The sequence below is a fragment of the Bradyrhizobium canariense genome (genome assembly GCF_019402665.1).
GTDB classification, from domain to species: Bacteria; Pseudomonadota; Alphaproteobacteria; order Rhizobiales; family Xanthobacteraceae; genus Bradyrhizobium; species Bradyrhizobium canariense.
Map to the genome: position 1 here is coordinate 207,203 of NZ_VSST01000042.1, position 16,804 is coordinate 224,006.

Here is a 16,804-nt window from a genome sequence, read left to right on the forward strand (position 1 = left end):
GACGACCGCAATCAAGCAGGAAGGAAATACGGGATGCCGCTGAAGAGCCAGTTGCGAGAGGTCGTTGGCGCGCTGCAAAGCGAAGTCGAATTCGAGGCTGTTGTAAGCGAAATGGGAGCCGCGGGGATCGACCGCGCTCGCATAAGCTACCTGGCGCAGGAGGATATTGCAGCGTCCTGCGCCGGCGCCGTCGGTTGCGACATCAATCAGCTGCCCCGCATCGACATCAGCTTGAGCGACGACCGGCAGCAGGTTCGCACACTCGCGACCTCGCTCGCGGCGACTGTCGCGTCGTTCGCCGGAGCCGGCGCCGTCCTGGCAGCGATTGGTGGAGCGGCCGCACCTGCTCTGCTGGCGGGGTTGGCTTCCGGCGGTAGCGTGGGCTGGCTGGCAGCTTTGTTCGGGCGGCGACACGAAGGCCACGTGCACGAATGGGCCGAGAGCCAGATCCTCAACGGTGGCATTGTGCTAATCGTCTACCCGGCCAGCGCAGAGCAGTTCGAAGCCGCCAGCGCTATTATGCGCCGCCACTGCGGAGCCGACGTCTTCGCGTCGCCATCAGCATAGCCAACGAGCCTCGTCCCTGACTCATTGGGCGGTCCGTGGATTCTGGAACGCAGGGGCCGACGGGAGCCGCCAGTTCGGCCGGATGAAGTGGCAGCTGTAGCCGCTCGGCCGCCATTTCAGGTAGTCCTGATGCTCCGACTCCGCCTGCCAGAACCGCTCCTCAGGGTTGATTTCGGTCACCACGGGACCGGGCCACAAACCAGAGGCTTCGATTTCGGCGATCGTCGCGAGGGCCATCTCCTTCTGCTGTTCATCCGTGTAGAAGATGGCAGAACGGTAGCTGGGCCCTCAGTCACTTCCCTGCTGCTCGTAGGTTGTCGGGTCGTGGATCTGGAAGAAGTGTTCGAGGACCGCCCGGTAGCTTACGACCGCGGGATCGAACACGATCTCGATTGCTTCGGCGTGCCCTTCGTGATTGCCGTAGGTCGGATTGGCGATGTCGCCGCCGGTGTAACCGGCTCGCGTCGACACCACGCCTCGCAGGCGGCGGAAGATCTCCTGCATGCCCCAGAAGCACCCGCCGGCCAGCACCGCCTTCTCTGTCGTCATCCTGGGATTCCTCCGACCTGCCACGCCGTTACGCGAGAGTACTGGTCCCCGACGCGGTGAGATCATAGAAAGCAGGCATCCAATCGATAACCAGCCGTGAACCGAGAGGATGGACGCCGACTTACACGATCCAGATTCCAGGAGCTCAGCATCCGGGTGAGCGCAAAGCGGCGCCTTCTGGAGGCGATCAAGGACGCGCACCCGAGGACAACGGGACCAGCCCGCACATGAAACATACCGCTCCAAGGAAACTCCTGTAAGCCTGATGTTTCTGGACGTTTTTAAGGATCGTTGAAGAAAGACACGATTCGACCACCTGAGTCTTTCAAGAGTAGCACTGCGAATGCTAGTGCTCCCGGTAGGCGGGCAGCGTGAAGTGAAAAATGGCACCCCGAGGCAGATTGGCGGTCACCCACAACCGCCCCCCATGGGCTTCGATGATCGACCGGCAAATCGACAGCCCCATCCCCATCCCGTGCACCTTCGTCGTATACTGCGGTTTGAATATCAGATTGATAGCGCTCGGCTCGACACCCTTCCCCACGTCTTCCACCGACACCATCAGACTGCCGGAATCGTAGACTTTAGACCTTAAGGAAAGTACCCGGTCCTCATCTTCGGTGGCCATTGAATCGATCGCGTTCGTGATCAAATTCACGAGCACCTGCTGCAGCTGAACCTGGTTGCCCTCTATGGGTGGGAGCGATTGCTTGTAGTCGGTTTGAACCGCCACCCGATGCCTCCGCAGGTCGTCGCGCACGAGCGCCAGAGCTTCCCGGATGAGATTGTTGACATCGAGCGAACTCCGGGTTCGTGCTTCCGTCTTGAAGAGCGTCCGGATACTCTCGATCACCGCTCCCACACGGTGCCCGTTGTTCACGATTTGCTGTAATGCGATTTTGGCCTCATCGATGTTGGGCGTCGCGCGATCGAGCCAGCGCAGGCTCGCAGTGGCGTCCATAGTCATCGCCGACAATGGCTGCTTGATCTCGTGCGCAACCGTGGCTGCGACCGCGTCTCCCGTCAGCAGACGCACCTCGCGCTCATGCCGCTGGGCAAGGACTGCGCGCAGCAGTTCACCGTATAGCATCGTCACTTCTTTCATCAGGATGAGCAGCACAAGGCTGCCGGAAAGCACGCCGTAAACTCGCCCGGCATACCAGCCGACGCTAAAGCGGTACGGGAGAGGAAAGGCGGTAAGGGCGATTTCGATGATGTATGCGAACAAGACCAACATCAGCCAGAGATCGAGCACCGAGCGCTGCCGCAGCCATAGCAAGACAAGCGCGACGACGAACAACCCCGCCATCGGTCCGACCACGTAGTACCAGAGATAGGAAACCTGCGCCGTGTCGAGCATGATGCGCGGGAGGAGCGTATGGCCTGCTGTCACCAAAACTGTTGCGCAACAGACGAGCGCAGTAACCGATCCCACGGTCGTCAGGACCCACGCACGAATGGAGCGTGGCGACACCCACTCCATCGGATCGACATCCTTCAGCAGTATATAGACGATCGCGAAAAGGGCGAAGCCCGCGTGCGAGAAGACATAGAGCCAAACCGTACTCTGGAGCCCGCCGCCAAGGCCGCCCTCCGACGCCAGTACGCCTGGAAATGTGAGCGTCCAGGGAATTGCGATGAGCGCCGTCAGGAAATAGCCATTCGCCAGTGCGAGGAGCGCATGCGAGCGTAGAACCGAGAACTGCGCGAAGAGCAGGGCTGCGGTGATAGAGTCGATGACGAAAATCGCAGTGCCGTAGGCGGGTATAAAGGCGTCAACCCGCTTCAGTGGCAGGCCCGAGAGCGGGCCTGCCACGATGACAAAGACAATGAGCAGCACCAGCACAACGCCAAGCGCGAACCGCCTTTGAGCGACGCTGGGCGAAAGGTTCGAGAGTACAAACTCATGCGCCGGTAATCCGTCCGATGACTTTTCCACCAACATATTCGCCTCACGTCGAAGCCCGTGATGGGCGGCAATTTCGAGTTCGCCGGCCTTTTCGTAATCAAACTTCCAGAAATGTGGTGCCTTTCCTATCCACCATTTGGCACGAGATCGTCGGATCTCACTAGCCCGAAGTCGCAGGGCGCCTCGACCACAGTCTAACGCCAGCGATAACTCTTCGCCAATGCCGGCACGACGATTCCCGCATTTGCGGTTGAGTTAGCTAACGACTCGCGCCTGGTCAGCCGACCTCCAGCGCGAGCGGGTCCCGAGTGAAGCTCTCGTGTCCTTTCCCCGTGCACGTCCGCGGCCTCTTCCAACCAACTTCATTGGCGGGCTGCGCATCTTTCGGCGGGGTTGCATCGGGTGGTGGGCTTCCTGCTGCGTTTGGCCGAGCGGAGGGTTCCAGTAAATTGCAACTCCAGAAACGGCCCGCCCCTGCCGACGCCCGCGTAACCCTCTGTAGTGCCCAGAAACACCGCCGATGACCGCCGTCAACATCATGGCTCTGTACAGCCAAATGCTTTGATTTGCTTTATGGAATCTTTTACCCTTGCGCCCAAACCGGACTCTTGGTCCGACCTTTTTCTGAGTTCGCCCGCCGAGGCGATGCCGCGCACATGATGCCGACGACAACCTGAGCTGTCTCTGCAGTTGATGCGCGGTTTCGGCAACGACGGCGGTCGCGATCAGCTTCAGCATGCCGCGAACCTTCCGTTGCCGATGTGGTACGGCAGCGACATCGAGGTGTAGCGTGGAAGCAGACCACTCAGCTCCCAAATTCGACCGCATGCGCCGGCTCGGATAGGGATCCAAGCGTGCGCACTCAGCTGATCCCGGGGTCGGACTCAGGGTGACTGAATCGGCACATAACCCGAACCGGCGCTCGCTGCGGCGAAGAGCCGGCCGTAGAGCCTGACTTCGGCCGGCGAAGCGTCGCCGGGGCTCACCCAGGAGATTGTCGCCCCGACCTTTCGCCCGCGGGTGCCGGCGCCACCTCTGCTGTCGGGGGTAGGTGCAGCGTAGCTTGACCACACTGCCCGGGCCGTCCTTCACGACACCGTGAAAGCGACGAGGCAGGCGTAGCGGAGCGTCTTGCTCGATGTACAGCTCGCGGGAGAATCGGACGGCTCTCCTTCTCAAAGGCCGGGTCCGCGGGTGGTTTGGCGCTTCGACTCTTCCATCCGGCCTGCGGGATAGTTCTCGCTCGTCACCTTGAGCGGCTTGAGCAGCGCCATCCGTGGCGGAGCCCGCTCATTGAGGACATCTTAGATCGCTGTGCCCACGACACCATCATCGATCGTGCTCTTGGCCTTCGAAACCCGGACGCCGCGTATGAACCGGCGTACCGCCTCGCCGGCACGCCGCGTCGGCGCAGGCCCGCAAGCCTCGGCATCCTCGGGTCGTCCCAGCCCGCCACGTGGCCGTCGCGCGCCAGCTCCGTCAGCGCGCGTTTTGAGAGGACGGTAGGCATAATACCCAGGCGAGCGAATCCATACTGTGGGGGTCTCGATGGCACGGGAGATTTCGACGAACCAGTCGTAAAGAGGTCGGTGGTCCTCGAATCGAGGGTGCACAGCGACTGGCTCACCCCTTGATGGCGTCACACCGGCCGTGCGCGAAATCGTAGCTCGGGTAGATGTGCCAGGTCGTGCCTTCGCGGATGGTTGGCGTTGAGAATGCGGTAGATGACGGGGCGCGCGCGGGTTGAGGTTCGTTGAGGCCATGTCGATTTCGCGCGGAGCACCCGCTCACCATTCCTGAACTCGCCGGCGTGCATCCGCGCGAATAGCTCTCATTTTCCTTCACGCTGCGGTCGCGGAACGCGCTGTTCCGGCCGGGACTCGTTCCCCTTGCCCTTTCTGATGTCGTGCGCGGACCGGTCGTCTACGCATGCCTTGCCGATGCGAACGAGATGACAGGCCCACGCGTAGAGCTGCTCGAAGTAGTCGGACGCGAAGCGGAGGCCCTGTGCCCAATCGAATCCGAGCCACTCGACGTCTCGCTTGATTGCGTCGATGTACTCCACCCTCTCCTTTGCCGGGTTCGTATCGTCGAGACGCAAGTTGCAGCGGCCGCCGAATTCCTTCAAGCTGGTAATTCAGTACGATCGACTTCGCGTGCCTCAGATGGAGGAAGCCATTCGGCTCAGGTGGAAAGCGCGCGACCACGAAGCGCGTGTGTCACGAGGTCAGACGCTATGATGCTGCGAATGAAACTGCTGGCCCTCGCCCCCGATTCTCTGAGGTCGTTCTGTTGAGACACCTTCCGCCTCAACCCTGGAGCTCGTCGGGCGGGTGCGCGCCGAAGCCGTGCATGCCGAGCGCCCATTGCAGCGCCACAATGGCGCCTTTGACCCGGCTGCAGGAGAGCTATCGAGCCCAAGGCCGCAATCGGAAGATAGACGCCAAGCTGAAACGCCAGCGACGGTGCATAGTCCACCTCGATCCAGAGAATTACCGGAACCAGGACGTGTCCGACGATGACCATCACGAGGTAGGCCGGCAGGTCGTCGGCCCGGTGTCCAGTGAAATCGAGGCGGCAGACAGAGCAGTGGTCGTCGACTTTGAGAAATGCACAAAACAGGCGACCGCGACCGCAGCGCGGGCACCGTCCTCGAACGCCCCTCCGAAGAGAGAGGCCAGCGTTGCGCCCGGCGGCAGTCTCCGCAGACGTCCAGTCGTTGTCGGGACTTCCAACAGGGCCTTCAACCGTCGTGGCCATCGCCCGTCCTCCTGCCTGATACGGCAGCACAGTATTCGGCAACGGCGCCCAAGCGTCATTCAGATGTTACATGTAGTCAATAACCCGATGTGATCACGACGCGCTGCGCGTCCGCGCTACAACAGCCGCGGAGGCTCAGGCGGTCTGGACAAACTGCCTCACATTTTCGGAGGTTTGCGCATTCCCGGACATGTTACGTTCGCAAATCGGAAGGTCCATTTGGCCGGTCGCGCACTGTTTGATCCACGTGCGCAGCGAGCGCGAGTTGTTCCGGCCTCATCGCGCATTGGCATCACCGCGACTCACTCCGCCGCGGCCGCCGTCGTCTGGGTCGGCGCGCCCTCGTTCTTGCCTTCCGCAAGGTTGCGCACCACCATGTAGAAGATGGGTGTAAAGATCAGCCCGAACAGCGTGACACCAAGCATACCGAAGAACACGGCGACGCCGACCGCCTGGCGCATCTCCGATCCGGAGCCGGTGGAGATCACGAGCGGCAGCACGCCGAGGATAAAGGCGAACGAGGTCATCAGGATCGGCCGCAGTCGCAACCGGCAGGCCTCGATCACCGCCTCCAGGCGCGGCTTGCCCTCGAGCTCGATGTCCCGAGCGAACTCGACGATCAGGATCGCGTTCTTGGCGGCCAATCCCACCAGCACAATGAAGCCGATCTGGGTGAGTATGTTGACGTCCTGGCCCATGATGCGCACCCCGATCGTGGCTGCAAGCAAGCACATCGGCACAATCAGGATGACGGAAAAAGGCAAGCTCCAGCTCCCATATTGCGCGGCCAGAACCAGATAAACGAACAGCACGCAGATCGGGAACACGAACAATCCGGCGTTGCCGCCGGTAACCTGCTGATAGGACAGGTCGGTCCATTCGAAGGAAAAGCCACTCGGCAGTGTATTCTCGGCGAGCCTTTTCATGGCAGCGATCGCGGTCGCCGAACTCGTCCCCGGCAAGCCTTCGCCCTGAAGCTCGGCCGCCGGATAGAGATTATAGCGGGCGACCCGATCGGGACCCGAGACGTCCTTGAAATCTACCACGCTGCCGAGCATCACCGTATCGGCATTGGCGTTGCGGGTCCGCAGCCGCGCAAGATCAGCACGCTCTTTCCGAAACGGAAGGTCGGCCTGCGCGGTGACGTGATAGGTGCGGCCGAACAGGTTGAAGTCGTTGACATAGGTCGACCCGAAATAGGTCTGGATCGTGTCGGTGATGTTCTGGATGGGAACCCCGAGCTTCTGCGCCTTGACCTGATCGATGTCGACGAAGACCTGCGGCGTGTTCGCGGAGAAGGGCGAGAACACCGTGGGGGTAAGGAGCAGCGGGGACTTGCGTGCCGCTGCGACGAGCTCATCGGTCGCCGCCGCCAGCAGTTTCGGACCACGGCCCTGCCGGTCCTGGATGCGCATGGTGAAGCCACCGCCGGTGCCGATGCCCGGGATCGGCGGCGGTGGGATCACGATGATGAAGGCGCCTTCGATGGCTGACAGCCGCTTGCGCAGATCCGCCGTGATCATCCGCGCGTTGAGCCCCTTCTTAAGGCGCACCTCCGGTTCTTCGAACACCGGAAACAACGCCGCCGAGTTGCTCGCCTGTGTGCGGGTCGCTCCCGACAGACCTGCAAAGACGGCGACATGCGAAATTCCGGGCGTATCGTGCGCCACGCCCTCGATCCTGCGAACGATCTCCGTGGTCCGACCCAGGGAGGCCGCGCCCGGCAGTTGCGCGGATATGATCACGTAGCCGCGATCCTGTGCCGGAATGTAGCCTTGCGGCGTGGTGACAAGTAGCCAGCCGGCGCTGCCGATCAGGACCACATAGACGAGCAGCATCACCAGGCGATGCCGGATCGAGAAGACCGCGACGTCAGCATAAACATGCGACAGCCAGTCAAAACCGCGGTTGAACAGCCTGGTGAACAATTCCCAGCCGCGCGCAATCAGATTCCAGGCGGCCGGCCGCCGCTTCTCCTGGTGCGGAAGGAGGATCTGCGAAGCGAGTGCCGGCGACAGGGTCAGCGAACAGAAGCAGGAGATTGCTGTCGCGACCGCGATAGTAACCGCAAACTGCCGGAAGAATTGCCCAGTAATGCCCCCGAGAAACGCGGTCGGCACGAACACCGCACACAGTACGAGCGCAATCGAGACCAGCGCGCCGCCAACTTCCTTCATGGTCTTTAGCGCGGCGTCACGCCGGCTCGAGCCGCGCGCCAGGTGCCGCTCGACATTTTCGACCACGACAATGGCGTCGTCGACCACGATGCCCACCGCGAGCACGAGGCCGAACAGCGTGAGATTGTTGATGCCGTAGCCGAGGGTTGCCATGGCCGCAAAGGTACCAACCAACGACACCGGGATCGCCACGATCGGGATGACCGCCGGACGCCAGCCCTGCAGGAACACCAGTACGACGACGACAACGAGTGCCATCGCTTCATAGATCGTTTTGATCAGCTCGCTGATGGACTGCTGGATGAACTCGGTCGGGTTGTAGCCGATATTGTACTCGAGCCCCTTGGGGAAACCGGCCTTCAGCTCCTCCATCGTATCCTTAATGCCCTTGGCGGTCGCAAGCGCGTTCGATCCTGGCCGCTGCGTCACCCGTAACGCCACCGCTGACTTGCGGAACAGAAAGCTGTTGGTGGAATAGTCGAGCGCGCCGAGCTCGATCCGCGCCACGTCGCGCAGGCGAACAATGCGGCCGTCCTGGCCCGATTTGACGACGATGCCTTCGAATTGGGATGGATTCTTCAACCGGCCAACAAAGGTGAGGTTCGGCTGGAAGGCGCGGTCGGCAATCGGTGGGCTCGCAAGCTGACCGCCCGCGATCTGCAGGTTCTGCGCGCGGATCGCCGCAACTACGTCGTTCGAAGTCAGGCCGAGATTGGCGATCTTGTCGGGATCGAGCCACAGCCGCATCGAATAATCGCGTGCGCCGAAGATCTGGATGTCACCGATGCCGTCAAGCCGCAGCAACTGATCGCGCACCTGCAGCAACGCATAGTTGGAGATGTAGAGCTGGTCGAGCGAGTCGTCGGGCGACAACATGAAGACGACCATCAGAATGTCCGGCGAGTCTTTCTTGGTGACGACGCCGTTGCGCTGCACCTCCTCAGGCAATTGCGGCTGCGCGATCGCGACGCGGTTCTGCACCAGCACCTGCGCCTTGTCGAGATCAGTGCCGACCTTGAAGGTGATGGTGATGGTAAGCTGGCCATTCGATGTTGCCTGGCTGTACATGTACAGCATGTCCTCGACACCGTTGATCTGCTGCTCGATGGGAGCGGCGACGGTATCCGAGATGGTCTGCGCGGAGGCGCCCGGATATTCCGCGGTCACCACCACGGTCGGCGGCACCACTTCCGGATATTCTGCGACGGGCAACGTTCTGTAGGCGATCGCTCCCACGATCAGGAGCACGATCGACAGCACCATCGCCAGGATCGGCTGATTGACGGAAAGACGCCCGAGATTCATGACTTCTTGCCACCGAACTCGGCCTTCTTCGGCGCGACCTTGGCGCCGACGCGAGCCCGCTGGATGCCGTCGATGATGACGCGATCATCCGGTTTGAGGCCCGTGCGGACCACGCGCAGACCTTCAGCCAATGGCCCGAGTTCGACCCCGCGCGCTTCCACCGTGTCGTCATCTTTCACCACGAATACGATCTTGCGCGACTGGTCGGTCGCGATCGCCGTATCCGGCATCAGCAGCGCTTCATAGGGCGAGGAGCCGATCAGCCGCACGCGACCGAATTGCCCGGGCAGAATGGACAGATCGTGGTCGGGAATGATCGCGCGGCTGCGCAGCGTGCCGGTCGACGCGTCGAGCCGGTTGTCGAGGAAATCCATCTTGCCCTCATGCGAGGATTTCGTCTCGCCGGTGAGCGTGACCTGCACCGGGTTGGCCGTGTCGCGCGAGCTCGGCCGCTTGCCCTCGAACCACAGCTTGTTGTTCTTCAGATAGGTCGCCTCGTCCACGTCGAAATAGATGTAGATCGGATCGAGCGATACGATCGAGGTCAATAGCGTCGCGCTGCCCTCGCTGCCCTGCACGAGATTGCCCGGAGCTACCAGATGGCGGCTGACGCGGCCGGTGATCGGCGCCACCACATGGGTGAATTCGACATTGAGCTGTGCGGCCTTCAACGCGCCTTCGGCCTGGGTCTCGGCGGCACGCGCCGCCTGCAGCGCCTGACGGCGCTGATCGACGACTTGTTCGGAGACCGCGCTGGTCTGCACAAGGGTCAGGCCGCGCTCGAGATCGCGCTTGGCAAGCTCTCCCTTGGCGCGCGCATCGGCGAGCTGCCCTTCGGCTTGCAGCACGACCGCCTCGAACGGGCGCGGATCGATGACGTAAAGCAGATCGCCAGCGTGGACGATCGCACCATCCTTGAACTCTACGCTGTTGACGAAGCCGCCGACGCGGGCACGGACCTGAACCTCCTGGATTGCCTCGAAGCGACCGGTGAACTCGTCCCAGTCGGTGACGGTCCGTTTGACCGGTTGCGCCACCGTCACCGGCGGCGGAGGCGCGGCCGCCTGCGACTGCGCCCTCTCGTCGCAGCCAGCGAGCGCGAGGGCGAACAGCATGCCGATCGGTGCGCCGTCCCATCGTGCAAGGCGGCGAAACGAACCGCGATTGGGCCCGGTCGCCGCAGCCGAATACTCCGTTCTCTCAATCGCACTCACTTCCGTCTCCTGAACAACCTCGAACGTCGCAATTGACGACTGCAATTGCGTGGTTGCTTTGGATATCGAGCCTCGTGGCTCCTCATTCTGGCATCGCATTCCGCGTGTCCGTTTCGGCACTGACAGTTTCGGTACGATGCTTTGGAGAGTGACCTTGCGACCACGACAAGGGAAATAGCCTCTCGCCATAGAGTCGATAAATGATCGTAATTGCCGCTTGCCGCGCGGCGTGATACGCGAAGGCAAGTTTACAAACCCGTCTTGAAACGTCGTCTCGTAAGCCAGTTTCTTTATTGTGGCTTCATAGGTTCACGATGGAATCATTCGTTCGCCTGCAGAACCGCCGAAGGTTTCTCGAGAAGCGCTTTGACTATTTGTCTCTGGTCCCGGCAGCGGCGGCAATCTGCTATCCGTTTCTGCTCAATGCTTTTCATGCCTTCGTCGGCATCCAGGCCGAAAGCCCGCCAGCGTTGGCAATCGCCAGCGCGACATTCATCCTGGTCGTTGCGTTCATCGTGCCGTTTCTTGGGATCGCCCTGGCATGTCGTCCCACGTCCGGTCCCGGTTCAAGACGCCTCGCCTATGCCAGCGTTGTGTCACCAACGCTCTATGTGTTTCTCGGCGTTGTGCAGATCTTGATCAAAAGTCCTATCCCCGACGAGGTCGTCTGGTGCGTGATTTGGATCGCAATCGCGATCTGGTCGCAGTCTGCGGCAGATCCGGTAGCTCCAGCTGCGCCAGCAGTCGGGGCTTGGCGGGTTGTCCACGGGGTAACGGCGGCGGTCCTGTCCCTATACGTGGTGTTTCATCTCGCCAATCATCTGTTCGGCTTGATAGGGCCGGATGCGCATGCGGCCGTTATGAAGATTGGGCGCGTGGTTTATCGTTCTGCGGTAGGGGAACCGTTGTTGGTGGCGGCCATGCTTTTCCAGATCGGCACCGGCCTCTTTCTGGCGTGGCGTTGGAGCGCCGCAGCGCATGACTTCCAGCGGACCTACCAGGTCGCTTCGGGAGCCTATCTATCAGTGTACATTCTCGGCCACATGAACTCGGTCTTCATCTACGCGCGAAGCTTCCTCGGCATACCGACGGATTGGAATTTTGCGATCGGAGCCCCGACCGGGCTTATTCATGACGCATGGAATATCCGTCTGCTGCCTCACTACGCGCTCGGCGCCTTCTTCGTCCTGAGTCACCTTGCTTCAGGGCTAAGAGCGGTGCTGATCGCGCACGGTGTCGATCAACGTAATGCCGATCGCCTTTGGGGCGTCTGCGTCGCGATGAGCGCCATCGTCGCGGCCGCGATCATCGCGGGAATGTCCGGGCTCAGGATCGGTGCATTGGCTTCGTGACTTGCAACGTCACGATTGCGGTCGCATAGCCGTTCTGCGCAAGGCCCGCGGAATCCCCGATCTGAGAATCCTTCTTTCTTGGTTTTCTGTTGGAGGCTCCCGCAACGAAATTGCGTGATCGGCCGCGCCGGCCTGATTGGCTCGAAAGCGGCGCCGTTCTGCGTCGGGGCGGCCACGAGGTGATCGGGGCTTCACCGAAAGTTGGCGTGAACACGATTACTGCAGATTGCTGAAAGGAGCTCTGCCCGCGCCCGCGTGGTGATTGACCTCTCCGACGGTGTCATTTGACCTCAAGGCGGTGTTGGAAGACGTACACCCCGACGGCCGATCGAATGGACGGGCCCGCCGACGCCCACAGAGCTTTTGGACGACGATACCCCACGCTTATCGAATGCATGTCCAAAGGGAATTTCAAAATTCGCCCGCTGCATCCGATCCTGAGGTCCACCGGGTCGACCGAACACGAGGCCGCGTCGACATCGAATGAAGCCATTGCGCCGAGCCGCCGTGGCGCGCCACCAGCAGGAGATCCCCCCATGCAATTATCGAGGACTATCGGCTTGGCTGTCGCCCTCGCGCTGGTCGCCGGCACCCTGGCGGCGATTGCTCAGATCAGCGGAGCGCCGCCGGCCGACCCGACCGAGAACGTGGTGGACGCCGCCGGGCACCTGCGCGTCCCGGCAGACTACCGAACCCTCTACCAAGCGCTCGGGAGCTGGGCGATTGCGGCCGACAGCGGCGAAGGCTCGAAGGAAATGCACGGCGTCTACGCATCGCCCGGGGCGATCGACGCCTACCGCAAGACGGGGCACTTCCCGGACGGCGCCATTCTGGTCAAAGAGGTCTTCACGACTTCAACGAACGAGATGACCACCGGCACAGTAAGTCACGCCGACAAGCTCAAAGGCTGGTTCGTCATGGTGAGAGACAGCAAGGAAACGCACCCCGGCAACCCGTTGTGGGGCGACGGGTGGGGCTGGTCGTGGTTCGATGCGGACAAGCCGCTCAAGACCACCTCGATCGACTACCATTCCGATTGCCAGGGGTGCCATGTGCCCGCCAAAGCCACCGATTGGATTTACGTGAACGGATATCCCGTCCTGCGTCACTAGACCTCGCATGGGTAGGCACTCTCCGGCGAATGATGTTTCGCGGAGGCCGCTGTCGAGTCCGGCAAGCTGGTGTATCAAGCTGTGAGATAGAAGGACTATTGCAAGTTTTCGTTTCGATTACGGACCTGTCGGGCCCAACCGACGTTCAGACTACAAACGAGCACATGGAGTTCGGCGTGTCCTTTTCGGTCTACGACATCACGGTTCCTGTCATGCTGCATGGACTGAACGTAATGGACGACTATCTCGACCACGCCCAAGCACTCGAACGGACCAAGGCGTTTGAGCCTGGGAGCATCCTTGGCGAGCGGCTCGTGCCCGACATGCTCACTTTCGGAGAACAGTTCTCCGTAGGCTGCAACAAGGTGGAGGTGCACATGGCGAAGTTGATGCAGCACGACCCGCCGGCACCCAGCAAAACCCCGATTATGTATCCGGCGTTGAAGGGACGGCTCCTTGAGACCCGCGGTTTTCTCCAAAACGTGCAGCCGGACGAAGTTTCCGGCGCACAGTCACACACATACGAGCTGACACCGCCTATCGTGCGTGGGTGGTTCGGCGGCGAGGATTACATCCGGCACCTGGTGCTGCCCGACTTCTTCTTCCACATCTCGATTGCGCACGCGATCCTCCGGCACCTTGGAGCAAAGATCGGGAAGCGTGACTACCTCGGCAACCTCACTCAGCAAAGCGGAGGTGACTACTCGTGAGAGGCTTGCGGGCGCGATGCGCGGAACGGGCCGAGGCCTTACAGCAAAGCACGTTTGTGAGAATGCTGATACTAAGCTGGTTGCCAGAGGTCATTTACTTCGCGCTGCGATTCAAACTTAAATTCGGGGCTGCTGTAAGGGAGGTGGAGGCCGCGGAGCTGACCGCGCGCTTGCAAAGGCTTCCTGGCGCAGGAGGAGATCGCAGGCTGACAGCCGCGACACCAAAGGTCGAAGCTTCCCGTTGACATGAACGCACGGCGACCGTCGCGAACCTGGGTGGGGTGCCAGGAATGAAGCGGACGACGTATGGCACGTCCGGGCCGACCTTCCCGAGCCTTTCCTGACAGACGCCGAAGCATCGTCGCCTTGTGCGCCTGTAGTTCACTCCGTTCTTGGACGTGTGGTCGACGCGCAATGCCGCACCAGCGCGCTTCCGTGGCTCCGGGCGAGTGGAATGGAAACCATAACGACTGGACATTTCCAATGGTTGGCGTGCCGGCTTAGCTTTTCTGTGCATCTAGCCGGGCTGACCTGTGACGGTTGTGCGAGTGCCAGCCAGCATGGGGCGGCGTAATCGTCCTCTTGGGTGGATGCACTCTCCGCGTGGCAGGGCCCTCCTCGGGCAACCAAGAAAGTAGGAGTCACCAATGTCGTTCCGCTTCATCACCAAGTCTATCCACGCCTATCTAATCGATTATCCCGTCGCGATCGTATTGATCGCAGCGCCGTTCGTGCTGAAGCTCGGCCAGAGCGAACCGGTCGCAATGTGGCTTTCGGTTGTTGTCGGTATCGCGGCGCTACTCTTGGCCGCCCTGACCGACCATCCTACCGGGCTCGTCCGGATCATTCCCTACTGGTTACACCTTTGGGTCGATCGCTCCGTCGGGGTAGTGTTTGTCATCGCCCCGTTTGCTTTCAAATTCTTGGGGCTCGACGCCTGGTACTACTGGGTCCTCGCTGCCGCTGTCCTGCTCACGACCTCGGTCTTTAACGCGTCTGAGGAGTCAGTCGCGATGCGTTCAGGATTTAACAGGCGCACCGTGGGTTGAAGGCGGCGACGGCCTGGTCGAGGGCCGTTCCTCGCGTATTACCGAGGCAACGTTTCAACCAGCACGAACAGGAGATCCCTGATGTTCGGGTCCTGTTCACTCCCTACTGAACCCGAGGGCATGCTCGCGGCGCCGCTTGACGATTTAATTCAGGCAATGTCAGCGCGATGATGAGCTTGCACGCTCCCGAGGCCGTGTTCATCGCGAAACATGGGCGAACGATCACTGATCACACCGAGATCGCCGCCCACACTCGAGGGCGATCTCAAGCTCGGCCTGCCGCTGGAGTAAGGCGCGCCATGTGTACGTTGCTGACGACATCGCACAGATCGTGCTGGACTCGTCAATTGATGGCACATATCCCGAGGGCAAGCACGTGCACCTCGGAGGCTCGGCAAGCGACATCCTGCGCTGCGGCGCGGATGAATGCCGGCGGTACCTGATGGATAATAGTCAAGGGACAGCAGTGCGACAGCCCCCCTGACTATGTGCGCCACAGCAACAATCAGCGGTCGAGCCACTCGTCAGCCCTGGCGTCGACGATCACCGCCACTCGGTGAAACCACGCAGTCGGAGATTTGGACTTGTGCGCCCGAATTGCGAGACACGACGGATGCAGCCTTCAATGCAAAAACTGGCACCATTTATCAACCAGACTCACCGGTGCGGAACGCTCCGGCTGGCATTCGTATCTGCGGTAGTCTCCCTGGTGGTCTCGTTTGCCACGGCGGCTGCTCCGATCCCCCTGTACAACCTCTACCGGGCGGAGGACGGGTTCACCAACTTTGGCGTCTCGATGGCAATCGTCACCTACTCCGTCGGCGCCATGGTTGGACTGTTGGTGCTGGGACGGCTATCCAATCATCTCGGCCGCCGGCTCACCGCGATCGGCAGCCTCGGTCTGCTCCTGCTGGGCTGTCTGCTGCTGCTAGATGTGCACGACATCGGCACCCTGCTCGCCGGTCGCCTCCTGATGGGCGTCGGAACCGGGTTGGCCAGTAGCACCTTGACCTCCTACATCGTCGACGCTGCACCGGCCCGGCCGGAATGGTTGGCCTCCGTCGCCTCCAGCCAAGGACCAATGCTCGGCCTTACCGTCGGCGCCATCGCATCCGGCGCCCTGGTCCAGTTCGGCCTCTGGCCACGCGATCTTATCTACCTGGTTTGCGTCGGCTTCTTATCAGTGTCTGCCATGCTCGTCGCCATCAGCCCGGAAACCGCAACTCGGACGCCAGTCGCTTGGCGATCACTGCTGCCCAGCGTCAGTGTGCCGGCCCGAGTCAGGCATCTGCTCCCTGTCGCGGCAGTGGTGTTTCCGGCCACTTGGGCGACCGGAGCCTTCTATCAAGCCTTCGTGCCTGCGCTTGTCGAAGATCAACTCCACACCCGCAGCCCGCTCATCCTCGGACTGGTGTTCGCCGCCTATATGGCCCCCAGCGTTCTCGGCGCTCCCATCGGCGGCCGGTTCAAATCCTCTGTAGCCCAACGCGTCGGCATGATCACCTTCCTGGCCGGAATGATCGGCATCATCACAGCGATCAACGCCGGCACACTGGCTTTGTTCATCACCGCAACCATAGTCGCCGGCGCCGGGCAAGGCATCGCTATCAGCGGTACAACCCGTGGGCTGCTGCACGGCAGCACGCTGGCCGACCGGGCACCGATATTCAGCGCGATTTACCTCGTCTGCTACAGCGGCGCCACTTTTCCCAGTCTCATCTCCGGCAAACTTTCCAGCACCTTCTCGCTACCGCAGATCGCCTTGGGATACGGGGTAATTGCCCTCGGCGCCACCCTGTTCACTGTTCTCGGTGCACGCAATCCGCACACTGATGCGACGGGGAACAGCAACTGCGACAGCTCTTCGAGCCTCGACGATGCCGCCGCCTTCAAGCAGAGCGAACGAAGCGCGGGGAAGACGATCATCCGTGTTCGTCCGTGAGGACTCGGGGATGGGCGAGCGGTTCTCCGTTGCTCGTGGATCATCGTCGCCTTTTGGATCGTGGTGACGTCTCGGCACACATCCAGGGGAAAGATTCACTCATCCTGGCGCAGCTCGGCCCGCTATCTGGGAGCAGAAAGTGACACTCAATCATCCAA

At 61.4% G+C, this 16,804-nt stretch carries 11 protein-coding genes and 3 pseudogenes; 6 read left to right on the plus strand and 8 right to left on the minus strand.

What is annotated here, in order from left to right:
* Nucleotides 1-33 precede the first annotated feature (33 nt).
* Nucleotides 34-567: a hypothetical protein gene (locus FXB41_RS22855; protein ID WP_219683289.1), complete on the plus strand. Its 534-nt coding sequence runs from the start codon at nucleotides 34-36 to the stop codon at nucleotides 565-567.
* A gap of 21 nt (nucleotides 568-588) precedes the next feature.
* Here the strand turns inward: FXB41_RS22855 and msrA are convergent.
* The 8 genes and pseudogenes from msrA to FXB41_RS22885 form a co-directional block, all read right to left on the minus strand.
* Nucleotides 589-1,116: pseudogene (gene msrA / locus FXB41_RS22860) on the minus strand (peptide-methionine (S)-S-oxide reductase MsrA).
* 346 nt (nucleotides 1,117-1,462) lie between these two features.
* Nucleotides 1,463-3,061 (minus strand): sensor histidine kinase, encoded by a 1,599-nt coding sequence (locus tag FXB41_RS22865; RefSeq protein WP_219683290.1) that lies wholly within the window; start codon nucleotides 3,059-3,061, stop codon nucleotides 1,463-1,465.
* A 1,210-nt stretch (nucleotides 3,062-4,271) separates the two neighbouring features.
* On the minus strand, nucleotides 4,272-4,652 hold the full coding sequence (locus FXB41_RS42010) for a glutamate--tRNA ligase family protein (RefSeq protein ID WP_376707507.1): 381 nt from the start codon (nucleotides 4,650-4,652) through the stop codon (nucleotides 4,272-4,274).
* Nucleotides 4,653-4,856: 204 nt separating this feature from the next.
* Nucleotides 4,857-5,153 (minus strand): glutamate--tRNA ligase family protein, encoded by a 297-nt coding sequence (locus tag FXB41_RS41780; RefSeq protein ID WP_311985871.1) that lies wholly within the window; start codon nucleotides 5,151-5,153, stop codon nucleotides 4,857-4,859.
* Between the two features lie 34 nt (nucleotides 5,154-5,187).
* A pseudogene (locus FXB41_RS42015) lies at nucleotides 5,188-5,232 on the minus strand (hypothetical protein); the annotation flags it as partial.
* A 102-nt stretch (nucleotides 5,233-5,334) separates the two neighbouring features.
* Nucleotides 5,335-5,785 (minus strand): annotated as a pseudogene (locus tag FXB41_RS22875) (DUF983 domain-containing protein).
* Between the two features lie 302 nt (nucleotides 5,786-6,087).
* Nucleotides 6,088-9,267: an efflux RND transporter permease subunit gene (locus FXB41_RS22880; RefSeq protein WP_219683291.1), complete on the minus strand. Its 3,180-nt coding sequence runs from the start codon at nucleotides 9,265-9,267 to the stop codon at nucleotides 6,088-6,090.
* Nucleotides 9,264-10,388 carry an efflux RND transporter periplasmic adaptor subunit gene (locus FXB41_RS22885; RefSeq protein ID WP_376707508.1) on the minus strand — a complete coding sequence of 375 codons (1,125 nt, stop codon included), beginning with the start codon at nucleotides 10,386-10,388 and terminating at the stop codon, nucleotides 9,264-9,266. The genes FXB41_RS22880 and FXB41_RS22885 overlap by 4 nt, the downstream gene beginning before the upstream one ends.
* A gap of 407 nt (nucleotides 10,389-10,795) precedes the next feature.
* On the opposite strand from FXB41_RS22885, the gene FXB41_RS22890 reads away from it, so the two are divergent.
* From FXB41_RS22890 to FXB41_RS22910, 5 genes are all read left to right on the plus strand, one after another.
* Nucleotides 10,796-11,833 carry a hypothetical protein gene (locus tag FXB41_RS22890; protein ID WP_219683292.1) on the plus strand — a complete coding sequence of 346 codons (1,038 nt, stop codon included), beginning with the start codon at nucleotides 10,796-10,798 and terminating at the stop codon, nucleotides 11,831-11,833.
* 560 nt (nucleotides 11,834-12,393) lie between these two features.
* Entirely contained in the window at nucleotides 12,394-12,945 is a 552-nt protein-coding gene (locus FXB41_RS22895; RefSeq protein WP_246649059.1) for a cytochrome P460 family protein, read from the plus strand.
* Nucleotides 12,946-13,121: 176 nt separating this feature from the next.
* Nucleotides 13,122-13,655, plus strand: a complete 534-nt coding sequence (locus tag FXB41_RS22900) for a DUF1993 domain-containing protein (RefSeq protein ID WP_219683294.1) — start codon at nucleotides 13,122-13,124, stop codon at nucleotides 13,653-13,655.
* A gap of 647 nt (nucleotides 13,656-14,302) precedes the next feature.
* A complete protein-coding gene (locus FXB41_RS22905) occupies nucleotides 14,303-14,704 on the plus strand; it encodes an SPW repeat domain-containing protein (RefSeq protein WP_219683295.1) in 402 nt (133 codons plus the stop codon).
* Nucleotides 14,705-15,329: 625 nt separating this feature from the next.
* Nucleotides 15,330-16,646, plus strand: a complete 1,317-nt coding sequence (locus tag FXB41_RS22910; protein WP_246649061.1) for an MFS transporter — start codon at nucleotides 15,330-15,332, stop codon at nucleotides 16,644-16,646.
* The last annotated feature ends 158 nt before the right edge of the window (nucleotides 16,647-16,804 follow it).

Bases quoted from the DNA above. Each gene is read 5' to 3' on its own strand.
- FXB41_RS22855 (WP_219683289.1), top strand. From the start codon at position 34: ATGCCGCTGAAGAGCCAGTTGCGAGAGGTCGTTGGCGCGCTGCAAAGC.
- FXB41_RS22865 (WP_219683290.1), bottom strand. From the start codon at position 3,061: ATGTTGGTGGAAAAGTCATCGGACGGATTACCGGCGCATGAGTTTGTA.
- FXB41_RS22880 (WP_219683291.1), bottom strand. From the start codon at position 9,267: ATGAATCTCGGGCGTCTTTCCGTCAATCAGCCGATCCTGGCGATGGTG.
- FXB41_RS22890 (WP_219683292.1), top strand. From the start codon at position 10,796: ATGGAATCATTCGTTCGCCTGCAGAACCGCCGAAGGTTTCTCGAGAAG.
- FXB41_RS22905 (WP_219683295.1), top strand. From the start codon at position 14,303: ATGTCGTTCCGCTTCATCACCAAGTCTATCCACGCCTATCTAATCGAT.
- FXB41_RS22910 (WP_246649061.1), top strand. From the start codon at position 15,330: ATGCAAAAACTGGCACCATTTATCAACCAGACTCACCGGTGCGGAACG.